Source organism: Pseudarthrobacter sp. NPDC092202 (genome assembly GCF_044755505.1).
Taxonomy (GTDB): Bacteria; Actinomycetota; Actinomycetes; order Actinomycetales; family Micrococcaceae; genus Arthrobacter.
The window spans coordinates 137,169-162,766 of the sequence record NZ_JBIVRG010000006.1 but is presented as its reverse complement, the minus strand read 5'-3'; the positions used below and the strand labels follow the sequence as shown (position 1 = coordinate 162,766).

General features: G+C 63.3%; 22 protein-coding genes and 1 pseudogene. 14 read left to right on the top strand and 9 right to left on the bottom strand.

The genetic code is table 11. The features are described 5' to 3' along the window. Positions 1–14: 14 nt before the first annotated feature. Complete coding sequence (locus tag ACIQF4_RS11910) at positions 15–752, bottom strand: NYN domain-containing protein (RefSeq protein WP_400517118.1); 738 nt, start codon at positions 750–752, stop codon at positions 15–17. A gap of 91 nt (positions 753–843) precedes the next feature. On the opposite strand from ACIQF4_RS11910, the gene ACIQF4_RS11905 reads away from it, so the two are divergent. The 7 genes from ACIQF4_RS11905 to ACIQF4_RS11875 all read left to right on the top strand — a co-directional run bounded on the left by ACIQF4_RS11905 (position 844) and on the right by ACIQF4_RS11875 (position 9,680). Then, positions 844–2,127, top strand: a complete 1,284-nt coding sequence (locus ACIQF4_RS11905) for a hypothetical protein (protein ID WP_400517119.1) — start codon at positions 844–846, stop codon at positions 2,125–2,127. A gap of 237 nt (positions 2,128–2,364) precedes the next feature. Then, entirely contained in the window at positions 2,365–2,595 is a 231-nt protein-coding gene (locus ACIQF4_RS11900) for a hypothetical protein (protein WP_400517120.1), read from the top strand. Between the two features lie 456 nt (positions 2,596–3,051). Further along, the gene (locus ACIQF4_RS11895) at positions 3,052–3,168 is read left to right on the top strand and encodes an SHOCT domain-containing protein (RefSeq protein ID WP_267217940.1); all 117 of its coding nucleotides are present in this window, start codon (positions 3,052–3,054) and stop codon (positions 3,166–3,168) included. 866 nt (positions 3,169–4,034) lie between these two features. Beyond that, positions 4,035–4,853: a nuclease-related domain-containing protein gene (locus tag ACIQF4_RS11890; RefSeq protein ID WP_400517122.1), complete on the top strand. Its 819-nt coding sequence runs from the start codon at positions 4,035–4,037 to the stop codon at positions 4,851–4,853. A 412-nt stretch (positions 4,854–5,265) separates the two neighbouring features. Then, positions 5,266–5,808 carry a hypothetical protein gene (locus ACIQF4_RS11885; RefSeq protein ID WP_400517123.1) on the top strand — a complete coding sequence of 181 codons (543 nt, stop codon included), beginning with the start codon at positions 5,266–5,268 and terminating at the stop codon, positions 5,806–5,808. Positions 5,809–5,896: 88 nt separating this feature from the next. Further along, a complete protein-coding gene (locus ACIQF4_RS11880) occupies positions 5,897–8,965 on the top strand; it encodes a hypothetical protein (RefSeq protein ID WP_400517124.1) in 3,069 nt (1,022 codons plus the stop codon). Between the two features lie 58 nt (positions 8,966–9,023). Further along, positions 9,024–9,680, top strand: coding sequence for a uracil-DNA glycosylase (locus ACIQF4_RS11875; RefSeq protein ID WP_133830808.1), 657 nt, complete (start codon positions 9,024–9,026; stop codon positions 9,678–9,680). Positions 9,681–9,755: 75 nt separating this feature from the next. On the opposite strand, the gene ACIQF4_RS11870 is transcribed toward ACIQF4_RS11875, so the two are convergent. Both ACIQF4_RS11870 and ACIQF4_RS11865 read right to left on the bottom strand, forming a co-directional pair. Next, entirely contained in the window at positions 9,756–10,172 is a 417-nt protein-coding gene (locus ACIQF4_RS11870; protein ID WP_400517126.1) for a hypothetical protein, read from the bottom strand. Continuing rightward, the gene (locus tag ACIQF4_RS11865) at positions 10,144–10,443 is read right to left on the bottom strand and encodes a DUF4193 domain-containing protein (protein ID WP_400517127.1); all 300 of its coding nucleotides are present in this window, start codon (positions 10,441–10,443) and stop codon (positions 10,144–10,146) included. The genes ACIQF4_RS11870 and ACIQF4_RS11865 overlap by 29 nt, the downstream gene beginning before the upstream one ends. A 258-nt stretch (positions 10,444–10,701) precedes the next feature. Between ACIQF4_RS11865 and ACIQF4_RS11860 the strand changes: the two genes are divergently transcribed. The 3 genes and pseudogenes from ACIQF4_RS11860 to ACIQF4_RS11850 all read left to right on the top strand — a co-directional run. Continuing rightward, a complete protein-coding gene (locus tag ACIQF4_RS11860) occupies positions 10,702–11,493 on the top strand; it encodes a DUF6994 family protein (protein ID WP_400517128.1) in 792 nt (263 codons plus the stop codon). A gap of 65 nt (positions 11,494–11,558) precedes the next feature. Beyond that, complete coding sequence (locus ACIQF4_RS11855; RefSeq protein WP_400517129.1) at positions 11,559–12,065, top strand: DUF6308 family protein; 507 nt, start codon at positions 11,559–11,561, stop codon at positions 12,063–12,065. Then, positions 11,989–12,147: pseudogene (locus tag ACIQF4_RS11850) on the top strand (DUF6308 family protein); the annotation flags it as partial. The gene ACIQF4_RS11855 and the pseudogene ACIQF4_RS11850, both read left to right, overlap by 77 nt. Positions 12,148–12,348: 201 nt before the next feature. On the opposite strand, the gene ACIQF4_RS11845 reads toward ACIQF4_RS11850, so the two are convergent. After that, positions 12,349–13,560 (bottom strand): hypothetical protein, encoded by a 1,212-nt coding sequence (locus ACIQF4_RS11845; RefSeq protein ID WP_400517130.1) that lies wholly within the window; start codon positions 13,558–13,560, stop codon positions 12,349–12,351. Positions 13,561–14,004: 444 nt separating this feature from the next. On the opposite strand from ACIQF4_RS11845, the gene ACIQF4_RS11840 reads away from it, so the two are divergent. Together ACIQF4_RS11840 and ACIQF4_RS11835 are read left to right on the top strand one after the other, a co-directional pair. Next, positions 14,005–16,668: a UvrD-helicase domain-containing protein gene (locus ACIQF4_RS11840; RefSeq protein WP_400517131.1), complete on the top strand. Its 2,664-nt coding sequence runs from the start codon at positions 14,005–14,007 to the stop codon at positions 16,666–16,668. 186 nt (positions 16,669–16,854) lie between these two features. Next, a complete protein-coding gene (locus ACIQF4_RS11835) occupies positions 16,855–18,624 on the top strand; it encodes a recombinase family protein (protein ID WP_400517132.1) in 1,770 nt (589 codons plus the stop codon). Positions 18,625–18,634: 10 nt separating this feature from the next. On the opposite strand, the gene ACIQF4_RS11830 is transcribed toward ACIQF4_RS11835, so the two are convergent. From ACIQF4_RS11830 to ACIQF4_RS11820, 3 genes are all read right to left on the bottom strand, one after another. Then, positions 18,635–18,865 (bottom strand): hypothetical protein, encoded by a 231-nt coding sequence (locus ACIQF4_RS11830; RefSeq protein ID WP_142938820.1) that lies wholly within the window; start codon positions 18,863–18,865, stop codon positions 18,635–18,637. 137 nt (positions 18,866–19,002) lie between these two features. Continuing rightward, positions 19,003–19,290, bottom strand: coding sequence for a hypothetical protein (locus ACIQF4_RS11825; RefSeq protein WP_056387699.1), 288 nt, complete (start codon positions 19,288–19,290; stop codon positions 19,003–19,005). A 19-nt stretch (positions 19,291–19,309) separates the two neighbouring features. Further along, complete coding sequence (locus ACIQF4_RS11820) at positions 19,310–19,645, bottom strand: hypothetical protein (RefSeq protein ID WP_400517133.1); 336 nt, start codon at positions 19,643–19,645, stop codon at positions 19,310–19,312. A gap of 594 nt (positions 19,646–20,239) precedes the next feature. Between ACIQF4_RS11820 and ACIQF4_RS11815 the strand changes: the two genes are divergently transcribed. Then, entirely contained in the window at positions 20,240–20,821 is a 582-nt protein-coding gene (locus ACIQF4_RS11815) for a hypothetical protein (protein ID WP_071416348.1), read from the top strand. 129 nt (positions 20,822–20,950) lie between these two features. Continuing rightward, the gene (locus tag ACIQF4_RS11810; RefSeq protein WP_400517134.1) at positions 20,951–21,415 is read left to right on the top strand and encodes a hypothetical protein; all 465 of its coding nucleotides are present in this window, start codon (positions 20,951–20,953) and stop codon (positions 21,413–21,415) included. A gap of 107 nt (positions 21,416–21,522) precedes the next feature. Here the strand turns inward: ACIQF4_RS11810 and ACIQF4_RS11805 are convergent, their stop codons facing one another. Then, positions 21,523–21,978 carry a hypothetical protein gene (locus tag ACIQF4_RS11805; protein ID WP_400517135.1) on the bottom strand — a complete coding sequence of 152 codons (456 nt, stop codon included), beginning with the start codon at positions 21,976–21,978 and terminating at the stop codon, positions 21,523–21,525. 77 nt (positions 21,979–22,055) lie between these two features. Continuing rightward, the gene (locus ACIQF4_RS11800) at positions 22,056–25,598 is read right to left on the bottom strand and encodes a hypothetical protein (RefSeq protein WP_400517136.1); all 3,543 of its coding nucleotides are present in this window, start codon (positions 25,596–25,598) and stop codon (positions 22,056–22,058) included.

The window sequence follows — 25,598 nt, the reverse complement described above, 5'->3', positions numbered from 1 at the left end:
CACCCGGAAGTGCTCTATCTCAAGGTTCGCTTATCCCGAACGAGAACTTGCTGATTCCCCCGCTTGAGTTCGAACAGGCCTATTCCCTCAATGAGGTCACTCAGCTTCTGATAGCCATAGTTGCGGGGGTCCAGCGATGCTTGGTTACCTATTTGATTTCCAACTGCGGAGAGGTGCGCCCAGCCATCATCTCCACTAGCAGCTTCGACAGCGTTGCGTACCAGAAGCACGAGTCTGGCGTCGCCGCGCATCTCCTTCGTTCCACCAAGCCCGTCTGAAGACTTATCAGGGATGGTGTGGGGTTGCCCCAGTCCCTCGACATAAGTGAACAGCGAGCAAGCGTTAACGAACGGCTCCGGCGTTTTTCTCTCTCCAAATCCATACACCTTTAGACCATCCGCCAAGATGCGCATCACCAACGGGGTGAAGTCGGCGTCGCTCGAAAAAAGGGCGAGCCCATCCACCGAGCCTGCCGTAAGCAGGTCCATAGCATCGATCACCATCGCCATGTCGGCCGCGTTTTTTCCAGTGCTGTACGCGAATTGCTGCATGGGCCGTATCGCGTACGGATGGAGAGCAGCTTGCCATTGCTGCAGGTAGGGGCTCTTCCAGTCCCCATAGGCCCGCCGCACGTTGGCCACGCCGTGACGTGCAACTTCGGCAAGGACGAGATCAATCTTCGACGCTGGTGCGTTATCGGCATCAATGAGCAAGGCAATGCGCTTCTCGTCAGGATTCACCCTGTTGATCATGCAGGGAGACATGAGCCCGGTCAACTTGTTTGGTGTGGCATCGTGAGTTGAGATCCGAGAAGTGCAACGATAATTAATCGAATCAGACCACATGATGCAACTTGACCTCGGCGGAAGGCGCACCACCGTGTATGTACCGGCAAGACGTGATGAGATGCTCCGCTTCTTCCGGGCGCGGATTTTGGGTGATTTGCCCAGGTTCAGATGGGGTCTCTTTCAAGAGGCTGTCCGGGCCAAAAACTACCAGCGTGCGCTGGACATAGCCGCGCAGGCGTTGGACGAAGAAGCAGAGCGTTACGCCGTCCGCAAGACGATGTTCGGCAGCAGCCACGTCAATGTGTCTGCACCGGACAGGGTTCCCCTTTACCTGGCCTCGATTTTCGGGCGGTTGGACGTTATCGATCGGGTAATAGCCCTTGAACGGTTCGCGCTGGATGAGGCAAAAAGGCCCTATGACGGAGCAGAGGGGGAAACGGGCCGCATCCGGTACGACCGCAACGCGGCCTTCGCCGTGGAAACACATGACAGTCGGCTGGAGCAAGCCCTCGAGCACAAGGCCGATTACGAACGCTTCGCAGCCATCCTGAGTGCGGTGCGCCAACGTCCCGGCGTCCTCCAGGTGGACCTGACGGAAGTGGTCACAGACAGGGACACCAAAGGGGTAACCAGGATGGTGGACCAGCTGGAGGCCACCGATCTGGTGGCGACAAAGAAGGTTGGAAGCCGCGTCGGTGTCTGGCCCGCAGAACACCCGAAAGGTCCGTCCCCTTCTGATCGCCGCGAACAGCGATGGTATTGGGCAGTCGATGATTATTGGGAGGAACGACCTTTCGAGTGGCTGGATCTGTCCGCGACGATCTCCGGCATCGAAACCTTAGCGCGAACCGTGGAGGAAGCGGCACGGCAGACCGGCATTGATGGTGGTCTCCGACCAACACCGTTGGACTTTATCCAAGGCAGCAAATGGCATTTCGCTTCCCCCGCAATGTCCGGGGGAATACCCACTCATGAGGACCCTGATCAGCTTGCCATGGTCTTCTGGGGCCACCACGACCTCACTCAGGCAGCTGCGATGGCCGGGAGGATCATTCACGACGGGGGAGCCCAAACGACTGCGAACCAGAAGAAGAAATGGTTGCTGGCCGAGCCGCGGCATACGCACATGGAACGGATGTCGTTCACCGAGGGTTTTAGCCTCGACACGAGCCGTCACACGGGGTGGCTCCTGCGTGAAGTCCCGGAACCGACCGCAGACAGTGTTCCGGCCACCGCGTTCACCGCCGCCGGAGTATGCACGGACCAGGAGAAGGCAGCCGAGCTGGGCGTCGCGTGCTGGCTGAAGCGGAGCAAGGTGCGGGCCCCAAGACCAGCATGAGGTCAGATGCGGATCCCCTCGAAGGCAACGCCAGCTGTGAGGCTGCCGAAGCCTGAGTTTCCTGGCTGAGCGATGTCATTGTCCGAACACTTGGCTTTCATGCCTTATCCCACAGCTCGTCATGCGCTCTTGCCGGGTAATAGTCCGGACTGTCGCTCATGGCCGTTTTCATCCGTCTGGGTTCTGTTGGCCTGCATCCCGGACAGTGGCGAGTTTGAGTGAGACCAAATCCGGAAGGTGATCGATCTGAGCTGGGCGCGCCCCGGGCCCGAGAGGGACTGCTTCACGTGTAAGCAGGTACGGCGAATCACCGGCTATCAGCGGATCGGCTGGCTCGTTTCGAAAACGCCTCCGGCTCCGGCCTCGTCGACGAACCTCGATCGGGAGAAGATCGAGGCTCGACTCGCCGCGGCGGAGGCTGAAGTCCAGCGGCTGCGCAAGCAACTCGACAACCCAGGCAACGCTTGAATTCACAACGACGCGATCTTGACTTCGTATTTTGGGAAGGGTCGCAAGAACTACACCCCGATGGGAACGGGAAGCGGACCAAGGACGCCTATGACGAGTTCAGCGTTCGGCAGTTCATCGCGTTCACATCAGGGGATGTTCTATGAGTATTCGTAGGGCTATCCTCGGCAGATGAACCAACATGCAGTACCGACCGAACCAGGCCAATACATATTTGCGTTCAGCCTCAGCCGAGGGTGGCTTCGGATAGCTGGGACGTGTGCAGTTGCTGCGGTGGTTATGGCCGTCGTGGCAAACGCAACGGAGCCGTTCCGAGCCCCCTTGGGAATCGCGCTGGGCGTCCTCGCGATAACCCTACTCATCGCACTTGCCATCAAAGGATCATCACGACGGCAGATGCAGGAACCAGCAGCAGCCCAAGCCCGCAGGGGCGGGCATCGGATGTTGCTTGGCAACATGCGGGGCAGAAGGTCCCTGGCGGCAGAACTGGCTCTCCTTGCAGAACTCCATGCGAAGGGTGCACTCTCTGACGAGGAATTCAGCGCCGCCAAGCTCCGTACCCTCGCGGACTGATATCCAGCGGTTGCTTCGTCAGTCTCTTAGCGACTTCAGGGGCAACTTCGACCAAGAATTTGCCATCGTGCCCCGCATGCGAGGGAAAAGAAGGCCCACCGATGGGGGACCGGCAGGCCTTCAGCACGCCACGCTACAGCAGCGCACATGGAACATCGACTGGACTAAGGGGTCAAACGAAGGAGTGACAAGTTGTTGTTCTTCTCGTTTCCTGGGGCACGGATAGGGGTTGTTTCCGGCGTTGAAAACGCCGCCCGCCGCAAGGAAGAGTGCACTATTCAGCTGCGGCTATCCGCGTGGCCGGGAGCTGGGCGCTCGGTCGTAGTGTCCCGGACGCTTTGAGGGGACATTGATACTCTGGGCAGAGGGGGAAAGGGGAAACAGAAATGGGTTTCAGAAGTCTTTTTCGGCGAAAAGGCGCAACCGCGGCACCCATAAGTCCAGTCGTGGCGGCAGGACGCGTTCCGGCAGCCACGACACCTGAGCTCCAAGCGGAACTGCGGGAAGCGTGGGCAGAGCTAACTGAGGCCGCCAAAGCATCGAAAGTGAAAAACTTCCACGCATGCACAAGTACGGCCCGGCACTGGACGGACGACCCGGCGGCAGTCAGAGCCATAGCGGCCACACTCCGTGAATTCCCGGATACAGACAGCCAGCAGACAACATAGTGACCTACGGGCGTTCGCCCGTAGGTCACTACAGCTCACCGGAAGCCCGGCGGTCGACATTTTCACTCAGCTCCTGGACGGTTTGCGGGGGATTGACATGCCGTGGGCGAGGATTGAGCCATGGAAAACGTATCCGCGGTTTAATCGCCGTGATCTACAAGCAGATTGGGTCCGTTCGATGCTCCACCCTGTGTCCCCATGAAGAAGATGAGGCTCCGGTACGCCGGGGCGTGTCGGCTGTGCGGTGCATCTCTTCCGGCCGGGACGGAAGCGATCTACGAGAGCGAGACGAAGACCGTCCGATGCTTGGAGTGTGCCACCGAGACCCCGGAAACAACCCCCCACCTGGAACGATTTGGTGATAACTCGTTGTCCACTGAGTCCGGAATCGCTGGGTCGTCAGCCCGACGCGAGTATGAGCGTCGCAAAGCGAAAGATGAGGAAAAGCTCCGCGAGAAGTGGGGTCCATTCGGCGGCATCGCTGTCGCCCTCTCTGACGAACGCCAAAGCACCAAGTCCTGGGATCGAGGCGCGATTGGCGAGGAACGCCTCGGCGCTCGGCTGGATGCCCTGGCCGCCGATGGCCTGGCCGTCCTTCACGACCGACGCATTCCCGGCTCGAAAGCCAACATCGACCACATCGCCATCACTCCCAGTGGAATCTGGGTCATCGACGCCAAACGCTACAAGGGACGGCCTGAACTGAAGATCGAGGGTGGTATCCTTCGCCCCCGAGTCGAGAAGCTCCTCGTCGGCCGACGGGATTGCACCAAACTGGTCGATGGGGTGCTCAAACAGGTCGACGTCGTGCGAGACCTCGTCGGGGATGTTCCGGTCACCGGGGCGCTGTGCTTTGTTGAAGCCGACTGGCCCTTGATCGGAGGCGCATTCTCGACCCATGGCATTCATGTACTCTGGCCGAAACGGCTGGCCAAAGTGCTTGTAGAAGAGCCAGCCGGCGACGTTGACGTGGCGAGGATGCGTGAGACGGTTGCCTCGCGGTTTAAGCCTGCTTGAGTCAGGTGCCCACGTTCCAGGCCGCTCGGAACCACACCGAGGGGACAGCTTACGGGAAGGAAGTCAGGCATCGATGGGTAGTGAATTTCAGTCCGGCCGCCTGCCCAGGATCCCATGATGAAGCATCGGCCGCCTCGCCGTCGGACTATCTTCCGCTGTCGCTTTCTACGCCATGAGTTACGGTCTCCGAGTCGGTAGCACCAAGGTTCGCATGCTGTGTCGGTGCCGGACAGTATCTTTATAGCAATTGCTGACCACATTCGAAGCGTGCACTCGAGATCCAGGAGAACCTCCACATGACACCGATAATCGGCGACGGACATCGCGCCGCGCTGCACCAAATGAGCCGAGGCACTGCGAATGCCCTGAGCGGTGATGTTCACGGCTGGACTCCTGATGTGCATGGAGCCATATGAACGATCGCCGCATGCGCCTAGGGGATTTCTCTCAGCTCGCCCGGCAATGCCGTGAGAGCGGGTACGGATTCACCGAGTTCCGGCAGCTGGAGAGGGTCCACCAGCTTGGTTGGCCGGATGATGTTCTGGAGCAATGGGTATTTGACCACGCCGAGAATGTCTCGTTCCTGAATGACTACGGGGAGGTCGATCTCGCTCAGATCGATTGGCAGGTCGAAGTGTTGCCCGTCGACGATTTCATGGTGATGCCGACAGGACCGTCCGACCGAGGAGCCATAGAGGATTTCGCAGAGAATCCGGACCACTGGGTCGCCGTTCGCAGGTACGGCGTACACATGGGTGTGGGGCTCTGTTGGGAAGTCCACGGCACCTGGAAGCGGTGGCCGATCGTGCTGGACCGGGACCTAGTCAACCCGGGAGATTTCAGTCTTCAGCTTGTCGAAGGGCGCACCCGTGTGGGCATCCTGCGCGGCCGTCGACTGTGTGGGAGTGTGGTGGCAGACCGGCATCTGGCATGGGTCGGCCGCCGACGAGCATGAGCGGCCAGACGACTGCCCTTGGAGTGGCGATCAATTCCCATCATGAGATGCCACGATGAAGTCCTCACCTATCCGGAAGCCCTCCACCATGACCTCGCCAGCCCAGCTCGCCACGATGATCCGCTTCTACCTCGAGACCCTTGGCGAGACCAACGCGCATCACCCGTTCGAGCAGCTGTGTCTCGGTCTGACCCGCCGTCGCATCGTCAGCAACGTCTTGCCTGCGACGGGCCCGGTCTCAGCCGGCGGCGACGGAGGACGTGACGCCGAGAGCTTCTGGAGCATGGTGGCCAAGGAGCTGCCGGACACGTCACTCTTCACCGCTCTTGCGACTGAGGATGCAGTCGTTCTCGCAGTAACTGCGCAGCGCGAGAACGTTCCGTCCAAGATCCGGTCTGATCTTGCGAAGATCTGCGGCAAGGGGGAGCCGGTCGACCGTGTCATCTATTTCACCGTCGCGCCTGTCGACACGGCGAAGAGGCATGAGCTCCAGGCACACGCGCGCGAACTGCATTCGATTGCACTGCAGATCTGGGATGCGCAGGCGATCGCGAACGAGATCGCCAGTGCGGACCTGTTCTACCTCGCCGTCGACTTCCTCCATCTGCCATCCTCCCTCGCGCCCGCGCGTGAAGAGTCCCGTGATGAGCTCCCTGACTGGTATATCGAGGAACGCAATCGCTGGCGAACACCTTCAGACCGCTCGGGCTCGATGGGGGAGTTCGTCGACTTGCGGGAAGGCCTTCGGTTCTCCAGCCTGAATCCGGAGGCGCGTGCCGACCTGCCCGACTGGCTCGCTTCGGCGCGGGCACTGAGAGATGAGGCACATAGAAAAAACGGTGTTCTCAACCGCATCGACTACGAAATCGTCCTCGCAACCGGGTTCGGGCTCAACACACTGAAGCCGGTCGACGGGATCCTCCGCGGCTACTTCGGGCGGTTAACCTCCCAAGCATCCGACTCCGGCGTGCTGGTCGACGCCATCACCCTGCTGCGCCTCGTGCAGGCGACGTTGACGCGAGGCGGGACCACCATCACATCGGATGAAGCGGAAGCATGGACCGAGGACTTGGAGAGGGTGCTTGAAGCCGAGCTGCGTGCAGCGCCGGGGATGAATGCGAAGGCGGGCCTGCTGGCAGCCGGCGCGATCCTCGCTCTCGGTCCCCGGGGCTTCACGCCGGAGGAGCTCGACGAAGTCTCCGGACCTGGTCCGTTGATGTCGGCGATCCACCAGAAACTGAGCGCCGCCAAGCGGGAAGGACGCGGGCTTCCGGGTGTGCCGTCCGACGCGGAGCTGCGCGACCTCGAAGCAGGCATGAGGCATTTGGTCGACCTCGTGGAGACCCTGCCGGAGGCTCCGATGGTACCCCTGGATGAACTCATGTCGATCTTCGATTTCACATCGCCTGCCCTGATCGACCACCCTGACTATCTCAAGGTGCGCCAAGCGCTGGACGATGTAACGATCGAGCGCTCGGGGCGGGCTTCGGCAGGAGATCGGGCGCAAAGCCGCGCCATGGCTCTGCTCCAAGGAGGCCGGGCCTTGGACGCCCTTCGTGAGATTCATTCCGCGAAGTTCAGCTGGCTCAACGGCGACGCTGCCGAGGGCGCGGCCATCATGATGCTGCTCGCGTCGGCCGTATACAGCGATCTCGGACTTCCGCTGGCCGCGAAGCAGTACGCGATGAGCGCGGTATCGGTCGCAAGAATGAGCGGCGGCCCCCATCTCGCCGTACTCGTGGCCCGGGGCATCATCCTGACTGCGACGTACGAGCACCAGGCCGGCCAGTGGCTAACCGCCACCGAAACGTTCAGAATCGGGATCTGGGCACAGGCACAACTGGCGGGTGATCCGTGGAGCTTCGAGCGCTATCCGTATTTCAGGGACATGCTGATCGACCAGTGCCACATCCTGCGGGCCGCGTCTTCCCTTCGCCCCGGGCTGTTGCGTGCCATCGAAAGCGTGGTCCAGTCCACCCAGCTCGACGAACTCGTTGCTCCGATGCTGGCCTCGGTCGCACACATTGAGCCCCCCGGAGAGGATGAGACCGCAGACGCGGCGGACCGCGGGGGCCTTGGGCGGCCCTTCTCCGATGCAGGCCCGGTGCGCGAGTACAGCTGGGCCGCGCTCGGCAACGTATGGGTCGTGACCGCCCCGAACGAGCGGGCCCACGTGCTCGCGGCCGAGAGATTCGCGGCGGCTATGCAGATCACCCTCGCTGACCTCGCCGGCGAGGACCTCCTTCTCGTGCCAGGTGAGATCCGCGTCGAGGTCGAAGTCTCGGACCGGCCCGTGGAGCCCGGATCGGTGTTCACCGCGGAGTCGGAGCGCGACCGTGGCACAGTCGGGCATCGGGTGATCCTCTCCCGTTCGGGAGCCTTGGCACCCGAAGCGGACCAGCTCGAGGTCACCTCCGCTGTGCTCCAGGCGATCGTCACCCAGTCGCTCCTCGGGCAGCCGGCATTCATCGCCGTGATGGAGCGGACCTTCGAACGCGGGCTTCCGCACATGCTGACCTGCGTGCGTCCCTACGACGACCTCGTCGACGTTCACAAAGACTCGTTCTACGACGGGATCAGCGGATTGTCAGGGGGTCTCATCGGAGCCGACAGGCCGCGGTCGCCAAAGCCCGCCACCGGACTGCGCAGGAAGCTTCCGGAACATGCATCGGCCTACGACCGTGCCGCGTCCATTGATGCGATCGCCGCACGATACGAGAAAATGCTGCCACCGGTGCGGCTGACGCTCCCGCGGCTTGCTGGGGACCCGGACTTCCTCAAACTTGTGACATCGCTGCGTGCCGAAGGGTGGAAGGATTGGCACCTTCTCCTCGCGGTCGTCAACATTGTGGTCAATGGACGCGCAGCGCAGCGCGGCCTGAACATGACAACCTCGATTACCAAGGCCGACGTCGAACGAGTCGGTTTGCTCACGCAGGAGGAGGAACGGGAGGAGGACCCGGAGCCGCCGCTGAAGATTTTCACCGAAGACAAGATGTGGTTTCACCTCTCGAACGCCGCGCTCACGACCGTACGTCGGTGGGGACTGGAGGTGCGCCTCAACCGTGTGGACCCACGATCGTTCCTCGGACTCCTGGGCGACCGCTTCAACTACTGGGACGACGACGTTGAACATGAGCCAATCTTCACGACGTAGCGATGACCACATCACACCGCACGACGGACCGGGACGGGACGACGGCTAGTATCCAAGGATGGTCAAACAGATGAGGGACGCGGCCTTCAAAGCTGAGCAGTTCGCCGGTGTGCACCTTCCACACGTCACTGCAGTGAACCAGCTGGTCGAGTCCCTCCGGGAGCCTGAGCCTTCGACCGGCCGGGGGTGGGTGCCGTACGTCGCGCCTCTTCATGGGGGCTCGGAGGCCCGGATCCTGAGCATTTTGCGTGATCCCGGGCCGATGACCCACGAGACCATGGGCTCCGGAATGCTGTGCGTGGAGAACGACGACGATTCCGCAGCCCTCCAATGCCAACTGCTCGCCTCGGTGGACCTGACGCCTGCTGACCTGACCCCTTGGAACGCCTACCCGTGGTACCGCCACGATCAGTCCAGCGGTCTGAGGAGCCCGCAGATCACGGAAGGGCTGAACCCTTTGGCCCGGTTGATCGACTTGATGCCAAAGCTCGAAGTTGTACTCCTCCAAGGCGGCGAAGCGCAGACCCTGTGGAAGCGGTTCGCTCGCAAACACCCCCGTGTCGCTGCCCGATATGCAGCAGTGGAAACCTACCACCCCGGCAGGACGGCACTCAGAGACCCTGATCCGACAGTTCGGGAAGCCCGTGCCAACCGCCGTTTCGAAGCTTTTCGCGAGGTTCGTCAGATTCTGGACCGCGGGCAGGATGCCCGCTAGGTCGGGTACATGTGCAGCCATTTATCCATGCCTTCCACGAAGCCATCTGACTTCGGATACGGCAGAGCCAAGCCGCTAGTTGGGCTTTTCGGCCGGCCGGTACCTGTCACCAAAGGCGACCAAGGAGCTCTGGAGCAGCGTCATGCTGCCCAGTATGTCCACTGGCCGGGAACGGGTTTCTGCCGGCAGTGGGCTGACCATCCAGGCGGCGAACACGTTATGAGGAATCTTCAGGCTCATCGCCTGGTCAAAGAGGCGCAGCACAGGTTCGTGGAAGAGCCCATCTTTGAGCTGGAAGCCCGGGCAGAAGGTTCCTTCGCCGATGAATACCCGAACTGCCCGGCGCATGGCCTCCGGGTCGCCGAGGGATTGGAAATGCGTCTCCAGGTCTGCCGCTGTCGGCAGGGTGAATTCTTCGCGGATGCTGTTCCAGATATGCTCCGGGACAGCCGGCCAAAACCGCTCAGCCTTCACATTCGACGCAGTAAGCATGGCCGTCCTTCTCGCGGGCCTTCTGGGAACGGTGGCGGACCAGGAAGCAGGACCAGCAGGTGAACTCATCGTCAGCCTGCGGGATGACGTGGACGACCAGCTCTTCGGCAATGAACTCCCCGCCAGGGGTCAGGCCGTCCAGGGCGTCAGCCTCGTCGAGCTCCTGAACCACGGATTTCGCATCCGGGGCTTTGGCGGACTTCAGGGCCTCCAGGGAGTTTTCCTGGGATTCCTTGACGTCGGTGCGCAGTTCATCGTAATCGGTTGCCACGGAGGTGCATCTCTTCTCTGTTGATGGGGATTACCGACCATGCAACGTACAGGACACGGGAAGAATTCCATAGAAAAGCGGCTGCATGGGCACACAATCAGAACCCCAGGGAACATGGGCATTGCCGACGGTCAGTGGGGCACCTGGGGTTTCAATATCAGGAAGTGACACCTAGTCTGGGACAGAGCCGATGGCCGCGACATTTGCGGAACCAACCACCGGTTCGTGCGTCTTATAACTCTGGTCTTTGGGGGAAACTTGAGTGATCCGGAATACCCGCAGCAGCAACAGCCGCGCGTCTTCGATACTTCGTTCAATTACACGACCGACACCCCTCCAGGGACTGACCCGGACAGTGGCAGTCCGAATCTCCGGGCGGACCACGAGCTGCTGTGGACCAAGGAGCTGAACTCCGGCGTCCTGTTCGAACCGACCGCGCCGCCGAAGCGTACGGACGGCTACCTCATCTTCACCGGCCCCTCCAGAGCGATGCATTGGTACGGCAGTGACGCCATCACCCACTCCTACACCGGCCGGGCACGTACGGCGTCTCTGGCGAACGCCATCGCCTCGCTGAATGAGGAGCAGCGGGCCCGCTACCTGAAGCCGCCGTACACCATCGGCAGTGCGATGATCTGGCCCGTCAGGAAGAAGGACCGACCCACGATGAACCAGGCGAGGGGGCTCAGGTCGCTCATCGCCGACCGGATGGATCTGACCCTGGAGTGCATCCGGCGTCATTACGCAGGAGAACCGGAGAGCCCACTGGCCGATGTCATCAACGCGTACGCGGACTTCTTTGCGCTCTTCGACGGGTTCAAGGAGTTTGTGGAGTTCTTCCACTTTCAAGACCTCGTGACACCTGACTACGAAGAGGTTCGGTTCTACCTGCCCTTCGACAACTTCAAGCGTTCCGGGATGCCGGCCACAAAAGACGAGTACGTAACGTACCGGGAGGCCACGCTGGAGTTCATCTCGGCACGGAACCGTCGGATGGCCGCTTGGGTCATGGAGAACCACCCCGGGATTGAGGTTCGCCATACAGACTGACCACCCAGCGACGTCGCAGGGTCAGTCAGGGTCATAGTCCGCGCATTGAAGCCATAGGGGGATTCATGGAACTACCAGCCATCCTGAAAGAAGAGAACGTCGAAGCCGCAGCCGAACTGCTCCGGCGCTACTACCTTGAACCGTCCACAAAGACGGGGCTGCTCAGTACCGGCAGTTACTTTGATGAATGGGCGAACCGCGGCGACAACCCGGAGGTGAGGGACAGGATCACCGACAGCGACGCTGTCGCCGTGTCCATGCTCAGCGTCAAAGTGCCGGCCCAGGCCATCATCGGACTGCAGGAGAAGCTGTTGGCGGCGAATATACGGGATCTCCTGGCTGATATACCCACCGACGTGAAGATGAGCGACCTCACGGTCGCGGAAGCAGAAGCCACTCTCGGGGAGGGCAGCCCCTCATGGCTGCTCTGGCAGGAGCTGAGACGCACACCCAAAAACGCGCTGGGATGTCGGGGCCACCACAGCCAGCAAGATCATGGCGAGGAAGCGACCGCATCTCATCCCCATCTGGGACAAAGTCATCGGGGCAGTCGTGGGCAAAGACACCTCTGAAGGCCAATGGCTGAATTGGCACAACCTCTTCATGGAAGACCCCGACCTTGCTGGACGATTGGGGCGCATTCACAAGCTTTCTATGGTCCAGACACCCATTTCCGAACTGCGCATCATCGACGCCATCCTGTGGCGCTACGGCAAGGACCATGGCATCAAGGGCGGGCGATCCGGCAAACTCGGAATCACCTGAATCCCGCCAGTGTCAGCGATGCCACGAGGAACCTGGTCGCATAGCGGGCCAGCGCCCGCGCCAAGTTCGTAGCCGGCCAAGGTCTGCTGACTATAGAGCTCCATCGCCTTTCATCATTTGCTGCGCCAAACGAATCGGATCGTTGGGGTCCTGGGCCGACACAATTTCATTAAGCTTCGCTGTTAGGTATGCGAGAAGCTCGCGGTTCCACTCCAGTGGCGACCCCTCAAAGGAAATCGGTCGTTCTCTGCCCGCATTCTGAATGGCACAAACGACCAGACCGTACATCTCCTGTGTGGAGTCGAGGATGAAGTCCTTTAGGGCCGCGTGTTCGGATGCGCCCAGATCACCCTGCTGCTGGTGATGATTACTGTGTTGAAGCAAGCACAGGCTTTGTCCCGCGTATGAAATGTACTTCCCAATGAGCCATTGACCATCCACTTCGTCATTGGTCATGTAGGTCCTCAAGGAGTACCGGTAGAGCATGGGTTGAAGGTACTGCTCCATAAGCGGCCACAGCATCCGGGGGTTGTTGCCGTTTTCAAAGTACCTAAACGACAGCTCTTCCATGGCGGCGTCAAAGGCTGGCAGAGACCGCGCATCCGCAAGGTCAGGTATTCGGACGGCAGGCCTTGAATCCTGGATATGTTTGGGCTCCGGGCGCAGCGGTATGTGGTCCGTTGACGTATTGTCCAGGCTGGGAGTCAGGGCTTTATCAATAATCCGAAGTAGCTCGGATATACCCTCCATCGCCTCGCCGTAGAGGTTTGGTGGGAGCCCTTCCAGCCAGACCGCGATGCGCATTCGATTGCCGTCACGGAACCGGAGCGAGGCAATGAGATTGTTCGAAGGCCCTTGATAGTCGATATGGCTGAGCGCCGGAGCGGACGAGGCGGGCATCAATATGGAGCAGGCGTTGAGTTCTCCAAGCTGAGCAAGTATGGGGCTCCCTTCGGCAGGGTCATCCGCCAAGAGGTCGCTTTCCTCGAAGAATCCGATTACACCGTCCTTTGTAATGATCCAGCCATCCCATCGCCGCTCTTCTGCCCCTTCCCCAGATACGTAGGTAGCAGGGAGCATTACTCGATCCCCGAGGAAGGACAGGTCGACTGTCTCGAAGTAGCGGTCCGCTCCTTCCTCCATCGCTTTTACTTCGCGCTCCGCTGTTCCTGCCGGATACCCAGCATCGAATACAGCGCCGCCGGCCGCGCCGAATACCCGATCACACATCTCCTGGACGAGAGCTGCCCTGGCGAAGGGATCCTGGTCGTTCTTGAGTTGCTCCTCGTACTTGCTGATCAACCAGGCCGCTTCTGCTCTTCCAACTATCGGTTGGGGAATACCGGGGATCCTGCTGTTACGAGGCAAGTAGGCTACCTGTCCCATAGCGATAGCAATCGCAGGAGGCACACCCAGAGCCTCAAGTCGACGTCGGACATCATCGGCTGCGCCGTCCAGGATTCTCCCCATGGTCATATGATCTGACCCCAATGGTTCAACGACAACCCTAAGCCGAGAAACTCCCTGCCTTGACAGCGGCCGAAACCATGTCTGGTGGAGACGGGCCCGGCGGGAAGAGACCTGGTGCGAAGGATTGCCCCCGTCCCGCCCGGTTTGGTCGTGTTGCCTGTAGGCTGCAGATCAGCACGAACCCGGTGAACGCACTCGACGACACACAATTCCTCGCTGATACCGTGGAAAGAGGGCAAATGGTCTCCTTTTGAACATGTGTGAGTCGGGGGAAGCATGACGGAGTGGAAGCCGGGTTGGTGGGCACGCGCGTTCAGAGGTGCCGGGTCATGGGTGCTGTCGATCCGTGAGGGCCGCCTGCGCGTCTGCGGAATCCCCCAGGAGGTGGACGCTGATGTCATCGACGTCCTCGGACTCGCAGTCGATGCAGGCTCAGGGCAGCTCATCGTCACTCTCGTCCACGGGACGGAGACGGTGCTCAATGGGCTGTCTCGTCGCGCAGTGCGTGAGGTCGCCGCGGCGTACCACTCCGAGCTCGATGAGCGACGGCATCTCGCCGCCCTGCTCTCAAAGGCTGAGGAGCAGGGCGAGACGGCGCGCCTGTGGTGGTCCCGGGTGCAAGAGGTGATGAACCGACCCCGGTGGGCGGACCAGGACACGATCGCCGCACTCGAGGGCTCTCGTCCAGATGTCGCAGCGTGGCTGGCTGCCGACAGCGATCCGAGGCTCTCCGGGCTTCCCAAGGGTAAACGTGAGGACCAGCGTGCCGCAGTCGACGCCTGCCGCACCACTGACTTGTCAAGGTGGGCTGCCCAGCGGAACGGGGCGTTCCTGGAGTGGGAGAAAAACGAGTTGACGGACTTCTTCCGCAAGGTCGAGAAGTCGCCGTTGACGGAAGAGCAGACGAGGGCGACGGTCTGCTTCGACAACCGGGTGCGTGTTATCGCGGCCGCGGGCTCCGGGAAGACGTCGACGATGGTAGCCCGCGCCGGGTATGCGATCCGGCGTGGCATCGCCCAGCCGACGGAGATTCTCGCCCTCGCATTCAACAAAAAGGCAGCCGGTGAGCTTTCGGAGCGGCTCGTCTCCCGCCTCGGCGATGACGGCGCTTCGGTAGCATCAAGCACTTTCCATGCCTTCGGGTTGCGCATCGTTGGTGAGGCGACCGGGCGCAAACCCGCCGTCCCCGATGACCTCCCCAGGGACAATGGGATGGGGCGGCTTGCGGGGATCGTGGATGGCCTGCGCGACCGTGACCCGGCCTTCCGGCGGGACTGGGACCTTTTCAGGCTCGTGTTCGGCAGGCAGCTGCCGGATCTCGGGGATGAAGCCGATCCTGAGAAGTCGGACAGGAACACAGGTATTAACGGCTTCGGCACTCTCGCTGGAGAGGTCGTCAAGAGCCAGGAAGAGGTGATGATCGCCAACTGGCTCTTCCTCAACGGCGTCCGATATGAATACGAGCGACCCTACGCGCACGACGTTGCGGACGCGCACCACCGTCAGTATCAGCCGGACTTCTACTATCCGGACATCGACGTCTGGCATGAGCACTGGGCGCTCGGTTCAGACGGCAACCCGCCGCCACATTTTGACGGGTATGCCGAGAGTATGGCGTGGCGGCGTCAGACCCACAATCGATACAGCACAAGACTTATCGAGACAACCTCGGCAACCATCCGGGACGGGTCCGGGTTCGAGCACCTCGAACAGGAGCTCCGCCGACACGGAATCCAGCTCGAGGAAGACCCCTACAGGGAGGCACTCGGGGAACCGCCGATCAGCGACCAGGCGATGGTGGCGCTGATGCGGTCCTTCATGACACACGCGAAGGGCAACCGCCTCACTCCCGACGTGCTGACGCAGCGGGCCGGCCGAACCTTGCGGGCCAGGCTCTTCACACGCCTGTACGACGTCATCCTCGCCGAATGGGACCGTCAGCTCCGAGCCGCGGGCCAGATCGATTTCGAGGACATGCTGAATCTCGCAACCGATCACGTCGAGTCGGGCCGGTGGACGAGTCCATACCGGCTCGTCATGGTCGACGAGATGCAGGACACCAGCGCCGCACGCGCGGTGTTGGTTCGGGCGCTGATGAAGACTCCTGGAAACTACCTGTACGCGGTCGGCGACGACTGGCAGTCCATCAACAGGTTCGCGGGCTCAGACCTCAGTGTGATGACCCGCTTCGATAATTGGTTCGGGACAGCGTCCACCATCTGGCTGGACCGCACCTTCCGGTCCCCGCAGTCCCTGTGCGATGTCGCCGGTGGGTTCGTGATGAAAAACCCCAATCAAATCTCCAAGAACGTCCGATCTTCAGCGCCGGAGGCTGACGAGACCGTATGCGCTGTCAGTGTACGGGAGCGCAGCCACTACGGATCGGCCGTTCGGCAGTACCTGGCAACCCTTGACTCAGAGCTCACTGAGCCAGCCACTGTGCTGCTGCTCGGCCGGTACTCCCGGTCCAAGGACGATGTCACCTCGGCGCTGGAAGCCAGATACGCCAACCTGACCATCGAGTTCAACACCGTGCACGCCTCGAAAGGAAAGGAGGCAGACTACGTCGTTGTGCTCGGCCTTGAGAGGAACGGATTCCCCAGCATTGTCGAGGATGATGCTCTCCTGCAACTGGCCATGGCCGCCCCCGACTCCTACCCACACGCAGAAGAACGACGCCTGTTCTATGTCGCACTGACCCGTGCCAAGCGCTCAGCGCTCTTGGTGACGCGCGCCGGTAGGGAATCAGCGTTCCTCCTCGAGCTGGTCGGAGATCGTGTCGTCAAGATCCGATCCGCGACAGGCGACGACATCACCCCAGTGGTCTGCCCGAAATGCAAGAAACACACGATGAGGGAACGCAAAGGGCGCTACGGCCGGTTCTTCGGCTGCGCCGGGTACCCGACCTGCAAAGGAACGATGAAACTCGCCGATAGTTAGGGACAAGGATGCCTTCCATGTTCCGAGGCGCACGTTCTACGCTTCGCGATTTTTTGGCCGGCTGACGAGTCCGACCTTCGTGGTCGGCCAAGCCGAGCCTTGCGGAATGCAGCACTTGCAGAGGCCATCATCACAACGATACGCAGACCACGCGGGTCGCCACCCTTAAAAATGTATGCTTTACGGGTGCGAGCCGTTGCCTATATCCGCAGATCCAAAGATCCCACCGAGGGCAACGCGTCGCTCGTCGACCAGCGTGCCTGGATTATGGCGGAAAGCCGGAAGCACCACCACACGGTCGCCAAGCACGACATCTTCGAAGAAGTCGTCAGTGCCTACCGCGACCGGCACCGCCCCGAGCGCGACCGCCTCGAAGGGGTCCTCGCCGAAGGCGACGTCAAGGCGCTCTACGTCCGGGACCTTGACCGGCTGGCACGGCGGTTGATGGACACCGCCCGCATCGTCGACACCTGCAACCGCCACAACGTCACGATCTACACCCATGACCGCGTGTTCGCCCCTCGATCGCCCGACACCATCCTGCTGATCTCCGTCCTCGGCGGCCTGGCGGAGACCGAGGCGGCGACCACGAGCAAGCGGCTGAAGCGCACCGCTGAGAACATCCGCCAGAAGGGCGGCTGGAACGGCCCTGCGCCGTACGGCTGGATGCGGCCCGAGCAGCGCAACGCCGACGGCGTGAAGACGCTGAAACTGCACCCGGAGGAGAGCAAGACCGTCCGCCGCATCGTCGAATGGCGGCTCGACGGACTCTCCGTCGCCGAGATCGTCCGGGAGCTCAACCAGCAGGGCCTGACCAACCGCGAGGGCCGGCCGTTCCAATACCGCGCCGTCGCCTCGCTACTGCGCCATCCGCTCCTGGCCGGATACAATTCCCTGACTGCCAAGGCCGATGGACGCAGCGGCGGCCCAGGTCCGGACTTCCGCGACACGCGCAAGATCGTCATCGACAAGGATGGGCGTCCGGTCAAGAGTCATGAGGCGGTCTGCACGGAGGCCGAGTGGGAAACCCTGCGCCTGCTGATGAAGCCCCAACCGCTCAAGCGGACCCGGGCCCGCGCCGGAGGCCTTCCCCTGGTCGGCCTCGTCTACTGTGCCGGCTGCGGCACCAAGATGACCAGCAACAGGTCGATGGGTGAGTCGGGATCGTACGTGTGCAACGGACGGATGCGCGGCGCTGACTGCCCCGGCGTTGCAATCAACAGGGAAGCCCTGGAGCGCTTCATCCGCGACGTCGTCGCCGGATCGCTCGACAGCCCCGAGGTGATGGAGCTGCAGGCCGAGAGGCTGAACCAGGCCGCGGAAGGGAGCGCGAGCTCGGAGTTGTCCGAGCTCCACGAACAGGCTGATGCCCTGGGGGACTCCATCCTGATCCTGCGGGCCCAGATCAACACCGCGCCGGCCAGCGCGATGTCGGCACTGCTGAACCGCATCGGTGAGGAGGAGGCCTTCAAGGGGCAGATCGAGATGCGGATCTCGGAGAAGACCGAGGGGCGACCGAGGGCGATCCCCGACATCAGCGGGGCCGAGTTCCTCGAGCTCTCCGAGACGGAGCAGAAGTCCATCATCAGGGCCTTCCTCCGCAAGGTCGTGGTCTACGCCGACGACGGAAAGCGCGGGTCGGTCAAGGGGATGTTCGGCTCCCAGGGCACGAACCTGAGCCGGATCGGCTTCTGGTATCTCGGCGAAGCTGACGACCAGGAGCCGCGCCGCGGGGGCGGGTACTCGCTCATGCCTTCGAACGGCAGCTACCAGTGCCCCAAGTGCGAAGAACCCCGGACGTTCCGCTACCGGAACAACCTGCGCCACCACATGAACTACGCGCACCCGCAGCCAGTGCCGTGTCCTGAGTGCGGCGAGGAATTCCCTTTGCCCGGGCTGCCCAGCCACCGCCGCAACAAGCACGGGGTCAAGGGCTCACGCCAGTCCTGGAGCTGACTCTCGGGGACTAGGCGGCCCGACGGCGACCCAAGCGCGCAGGCTTGGCAGCCTCAGCTGCCTCCGCCCGCCGGATGGCCACCGAGGCCGCCACGGCGGCTCCGGCCTTGATGGCCTCCACCGGGATCGGGCGGACGGCGATCGCGGCTGCAGCAGCCGCCGAGATCTGCACTGGCCTGCGCGGGGAGGCAGATGCAGACGAAGCCACACCGCGTTCAGCGGTGGTGACCTGTCCTGCCATGACTGCCTGCCTCAGATAGCTGTGCCTTGAATGCCTATCGGCACTCTATCAACTAATGAGTCAGAGGATCAATCGAATGGAATCTGATACGAGTCGAATCGTCACACTCGGGGATGAGTCGACGAGATGGAGCGGGCTCAGGCCGCGGCAGCCCCGGTGTCGCTGATCCCGGCCAGCAGCCACTGCTCGGACAAGGGGTCGCGGCGCAGCTCGAAGGTTCGCAGCGCCGAAGTGGACGTCAACCGGACCTGAACCTGCCAGTGTTCGACGCTGATCAGGTCGCCGCTGCCCACCGGTGCCCGCTTGGCGGTGTTCCACCAGTCGGCACGGGTGAACCAGTGCACAGGTTCCGCGGCCACGGCCCAGATCCTGCCGTCATGCCTGACGGCCAGGGGAACCCCCTTCGCCGTGAAGCGCACCTCCACTGGAGCGTCCAGAGGTTTGCTATTTGATGCTGTTGCTGCCACGGGTCCGCTCTCCAAGATTCCTGTTCATCATTTCTTCCCGGCGGGTAACCGCCGAACTCCACACCCAGGTCCGGTACGTCACCGGCCCGTCCTTCCATGTCACTTCGACCGCTTTCGCTGTCCAGGCGAAGACCTCGCCGTCCACCAGTTCTGCGCAGTTCGGGAACCGGATCCATGCCTTGACGGGGATTCCGGGATACCCGTTCTTGGCCGGGAAGTGTTCGAAGTCGAGCTCTTCCACGGTCAGCCCGATCGGGCTGGCCCGCCGCGCATACTGCGCTTGCAGTGCAGCGGCGAACTCTTCGGAGGACATAACACAACCTTAGAACACATATTCGAATAGGCGACCCACAAAGATGGCGGCTACGGCCGGCCGCCTCGCTCCCGGGAATCACCGTTGGTCCTGTTTTTCGATCCCCTGGGCACCAAGCTATAAAAGGGCTCCGACAACGTCCGGAACGGACTGATCCTGGTCCGCTGCCGGCTCGGCACAAAACCGCGCAGTGTCCGACAATGGGGACATGCCAGCTGCTTCTGCCCCCTGCACCGTCCACCACCTCTACTCCACACCCGGTCACCTCCTCCCCGCGTGCGGTGTAACCCCCGGCCCCGACGGGTCCGAGTGGCACACCGGACACGACGCCGGGGTCCTGCAGGCGTTCTCCGCGCAGGGATCCGCGTGCTGCTCTCTGTGTCTGGAGTTGTGCTTGTCATCTCCTGACTGACATGTGCAAGGTGGTACAGGTGGTACGTGGTCTGCCATACTGGTAGAGAAAACAGGTATACGAGTGGAAATCCTGCTCAGCCCCCGGCTGAGCAGATCGTCCGTCCAGGCGGGCGCGGATAGTCCAGCTTCGGCTCCCGGGCATGGCCTGGGAACGGGGGCTCGGGGAAACAGTTCTGAACTGTGGAGCCGAGACGCTGGACCTTCCGAACACTCATTGCCTGGACACAGAGCCAGGACGACAGGACCGACCAGAAGGACGAGAAGACCATGGACATCACCAGGACCGCACACGTGACGCGGACGAAGCTGGCCGCGACCGCTGCAGCCCTGGCATGCGCCGCGCTCGTGCTCAGCGGCTGCAGCAGCTCCGGCGGGGACGGGCGGTACTTCGCCACCTCGGAAGGACAGAACGGCGACATCGTCGTCGTGGACGGTGACCAGATCACCTACTTCGACACCGCCAGCCGCCAGGACCTCGCCTGCCACTCCATCAACTCCGTCCTCGACGACCCGAAGGCGGCCGCGGCGAAGGGCGAGCTCAAGGACGCCTACACCGTCCGCGGCACCGGCAAGATCAACGAGTCCAAGTCCTCCGTGGACTGGACCGAGGCTGGCCGCAGCACCACCGAGACCGGCTCGATCAGCTTCGGCAAGGACAAGTCGACCATGGAGTTCGTCTTCTCCAACGGCGTCAACGACGTCGTGCTCGTGCCAGTCGACAGCGAGCAGGGCAAGGCCGTCAAGACCAAGTACTGCGGCTGAGGAGGCTGACCCCTTGACTGCCCCGATCGACCTGCAGTACCGGAGCCCCGTGGACCACGCGTCCGCGGGGCTCTGCCTTTTCTCTCCCGGGACGCGCCCGTGCGCCAGACAGGATGCAGGAGGTCGGGCATGACGCTCATCGGACCGATCAGGTACTACAAGGGGCGGGTGGCGTACCCCTGCGACGAGCAGCTGCGCGCAGCAAGAGCCACCTGGGATTTCGACGACATCCGCCGGCCGACGGACGATGTGGACTGCACGCACATCCAGCTGATCGAAGTCTCCGGCCGCAACGCGGGGGAGCGGCGGCAGCTCGAGGAGGAGAAACTCACACGCTTCTTCGACTACATCGGCACCCGGGCCGGCTTCCGGGTGCTCACCCACCAGAAGAAGCCGGACTCGGCCACTTCGGCCTTCGTTTCGCACGAGATCGTCTACGTCATCGAGTCCCGGCCGACCAGGGGGTACGCCAAGCTCACCCTGCGCTCGGAGCTGCCGCGCAGCGGGACCGCCGGTGCCGTCTCGGACATCTTCAGCGCCGAGGGAATCGACCGCATCTCGCGGATCTTCGACAAGGGCCCCCGGAGGGATTGAGGCCGGTGCTGCAGTACGACTGCCGCCCGACGGGAAAGGAAGACCCCGTGGACATCACGTCCACGGGGTCTTCTTGTGTCTGACTGGCTGGCAGTCCCGTATGAGCCCTACAGCCGTCCGCCCTTCAGGCGCAGCGCCCGGTACTCCTCGATCGTCTCCGGCGGCCGTCCGTACTTTGGTGCATGTGTCTCGACGAAATCGATCTCGGCCCAGGTGTCCCGGTGCCGGACCCGCGACCTGGCCAGCACCGCAAGCGCGGTTACTGAAACGACCACGTTGGCCAGCCACCACAAGATGGCGATGAGGACCGCCGCCTGGCCACCCAAAGCCATGCACCCAAGCAGGAGCCCGGCCACCCAACCCTCCGTCGGCACCCGCCGGCGCGCCAGATCAGCGGGGCTGTCGCGATGGCGGACCAGCCGCAGCGCCTCGCGCAGGAAGAACACAGCAGCCAACGCGGCCAGGCAGTTCACCGCCAGCTCGCGCGCTCCCTCGAGCCACCAGCGCCCCGAGTGCCACCAGCCCAGCGGAAACTCGTCGCGCGCCTTGCCTCGCAGATTCATCCGTTCCATCCTTTCCCCCGTGGCAGGCAAAGGGCGGCGCACCCCTTGTCGGAGTGCGCCGCCCTCATCACCAACGATCAGTTGTTCGGGTCCTCAGCCGGCTTCCTCCGCGACACGGGACCGTCCGTGCGCTTCGGAGCCGGATCCGCCGTCCGCCGCGGCTGGGCCGGAGCCGGCTGCGACGGCTTCGGGGCCGGGGCCTTCGGAGCCGGGGTGGGAGCCGAAGCCTTCGGAGCCTGAGCCGCCGGTGCCGATCGACGTCCGCTGCGTGGAGTCGGCTGGACACCCTGGCTGCCCCGAGCGCCTCCGGTAACCCGGCCACCGACACGGGGCTGGATAGGAGCAGGAGCAGGAGCAGGAGCCGGGGCCTGCGGACGCTGACCGGACTGGCCCTGCGCCTGCGCCGGAGCGCCGGTGCGGGGCAGGATCGGAGCCCGGTGGACACTGCCCTGGCCGGTCGGAGCCTGGACCGGAGCTTGCGGGCTGCGGCGCTGACTGCCGCTGGCCTGCGGGATACCCGGTCCCGCCTGCACAGCACGGGAGCCGGAACCCGCGTTGGCCTGCGGCTGCTGGCCTTCGGCGGCCCGCGACGCCCGGGTGCCCGGAATCCCCGGGACCGCTGCGACGACGGGGTTCACCTGCGCGGGCCCGCCGGTACCAGCGGTGAAGCGCGGGCCCTGGCCCGAGGAGGCCGGAGCCGCCTGCTGTCCGGTGCCGAACTGCGTCGGTGCCGACTGGCCGGCGTCCGCCTTGCGGACACCGCTGGTGTGCGCACCGCTATCGGTGCCGCCCGTGAGCCCGTCCCGCTTCCGACCCTGGCCATGGCCCGGCTGCCCGGTACCAGGAGCACCCTGCGCGCCGCCGAGCCCATGGCCGCCCCGCGAGGAGGGACCCTGGCCGGTGCTGTAGCCGAGGTTCGACAGGCCGCCCTTGCCGCTCAGGGTCTGAGCAGTCTCCTTGTCGGAGCGGGAGCTCCCCGCCTTGCCTCCCGTGAGCTGCAGAGGACCGCCCTTGTCGCCGGGACTCTCGGGACCACCAGCGGACGGGCCGCGGCCGCCGCTGTCACCACCACCGCCGGGAACCGGACCGGGACCGGCGGGGCTGCCGCCGTCGGGGCCGGCTCCCGGACCGTCGTTCGGACCGGCGGCTAGGGCCAGTGCGCCCTTCCCGGCAGCAAGCGACTTCTGCTCACCGTTCAGGCCGCCGGCGTTGGTCGACGAGCCCTTGCTGCCACCGGGGGTGCCGCCGGGCTTCGTGGCCCCGCTGCCGCCGAGCTTGCCGCCGACGCCGGAGGCGAGCTTGTTACCCATGGCCATGCCCGCTCCGGCCCCGGCTCCCGCAGCCAGCGCGGGGAGCATGCCGCTCTTGTCCGGCTTCGGTGCGGTGTTGGTCTCGAGGAACTTGTCCACCAACTTGGTGAACACCTCGTCCATCGCCTGCAGCACGACCTTGCGCACCCGCAGGAGCGCCAAGGTGATGCCGATGATCAGCAGCGAGGAGATCAGGGTCAGGATGACCACGATGATCCCGCCCAGCATGCCTGAGCCCCACAGGCCGTCCTGGGACATCCAGGCCGACACCGGCCCGGAGATGATGTCCGGGATGGAGATCAGCAGCTCCGAGACGAACTGGTAGATGAAAAGCGTCACCAGCACCTCGAGGATCAACGCGACCGAGTAGACGATCACCTTGCTGATCGCGGCGATCGCGCCCAGCGTGGCGAACGGCACCGCGGCTACGAGGCTGAAGGTGCGCTTGACCGCGCCCACCAGCATGCCGATGGCGTACCAGAAGCCGAGCAGGACCATGCTGCCCAACACGACGCCGGCGTTCTGCCAGTACATGAACTTCGCCGGGCCCGTGCCGACCTGGCTGACCGCCATGTGGTCCTCGCGGGTCAGGCCGCTGGTGACGTTGTTCGAGCTGTACATCGTCATCGAGTCGGGGCCGAAGCCGGTGTTCAGGTAGTTGTACGCCGACAGCGCCGACATGTTGCAGGAGACCGGGGCGTTGTCCGCCCAGACCGAGAACCCACAGCCGTGCTTGGTGCCCTGGGTCGAGAAGCTCGTCGTGTTCCCGCCCGGGTTCGAGGAGGTCAGGCCCTTGCCGCCGGCCGCCAGCACCGGGTGGTTGGTCGGGATGTAGTCCGACTCGCCGTGCCCGCCGAAGTTGTCGCTGTCACCGTAGGACTTCTTGTCGATGAACCACTCCTTCTTCACGTCGCTGTTGACCGGCAGGTTGGTAATCGCGCTCTTGATGCCCGACTCGAAGTCCGACGCCGATGTAATCTGGCCCGAGATGTAGCTGTTGAGCATGCCGAAGGTCTCGCCCACGGCGTTGAAGTCACCCGCCGGGCTGCCCTCCATGCCGACCAGGCTGTTCTTCCAGGCCGTCTCGGCATTGGTCGCACCGGGGCCCACGCTGATGTCGCGGAAGGTCGAACCGTGCGCCTGCTTGTTGATCGCCAGTGCCGTCGTGCGCACCGACATCATCGCGTTGTTGCTGGCCTGGTCGTTGTCCCAGGCGATAACGGCCTCATCGGGAACGCCGAGACGGTCGTTCATCATCCAGGCCTCGAAGTCCACGTACGTGGAGAGCACCACACGGGTCGGGCCGGCGTGCTGGCCCAGCAGCGAGTCATCGAACTTGTCCAGGACGCCGGTGTACATCGAACCCATCAGCGGAAGGCCCACGCCAATGAAGACGACGCGCACGACGAGCTTCTTGATCGCCGAGCCGCGGTCCATCTTCTTGAACAGCACCAGGCCAATAATCAGGAACCCGATGAAGAGCGGGACCAGCGCCTCCCAGGCGATCGACTGCAGCAGGCCGTACCAGCTTGCGATCCAGTGCTGCAGGCCCGCCAGGGCACCGCCGCTGGCCTGGCCACCGGTCATCCCGTCGGCGAGGTCCTGCTGGTGCGCGCTGTTCGTATTGCCGCCGGAGTCCGCGACGCCGGCGACCGCCTGGTAGAACCACATGAACGGGTTCAGCACCTTCAGCAGCTGGATGATGAGATAGAACAGCGTGCCCACGGCCAGCGCCATCGCGTAGAGCAGCCAGATCGCGCCGCCGCCGATGAGCGACAGGATCTGTCCACCGATGCCCGAGGACATCGTGTCCAGGCCGAGGTCGGCGTTGGCCGCGCCGAAGTGGGCGTAGTCCACCATGCCGGAGTAGACGTTCTTGCCGCTGCCGCTGGCTGTCGCATTCAGCGTGTCGTACCCGATGGTCTGCGTGGAGCCCGTCGCCTCGGCGAAGAGCCAGCCGACTACGTTGAAGAGGCTGAATTCGGAGTCGGCGTAGCCGAGCATGTCGCCGCCCGTCGCCGGGTCGGCGGTGATCGCCCGCCAGTCCTCGTTCATCCGATCCTCGGGCTTGTCCTTGCCTTCGGGGGAGTTCTCCTGACTGAAGTACGTCGAGGCATTCGACGCCAGCTGGTACAGCGAGTAATTGTCGCGGTCCTCGTCGTCGGCAGCGTGCGCCGATGGCGCGAACACCGTCATCAGCAGCGGCACAACCAGTGCCACGAGCAGCGACAGAGCCAGGACGCGCACCAGCCCGCCCCGGGCAGTCGCCGCTGCCCGGGCCCGCGCCGCGAGCGTGATGGTCCCGTTCAT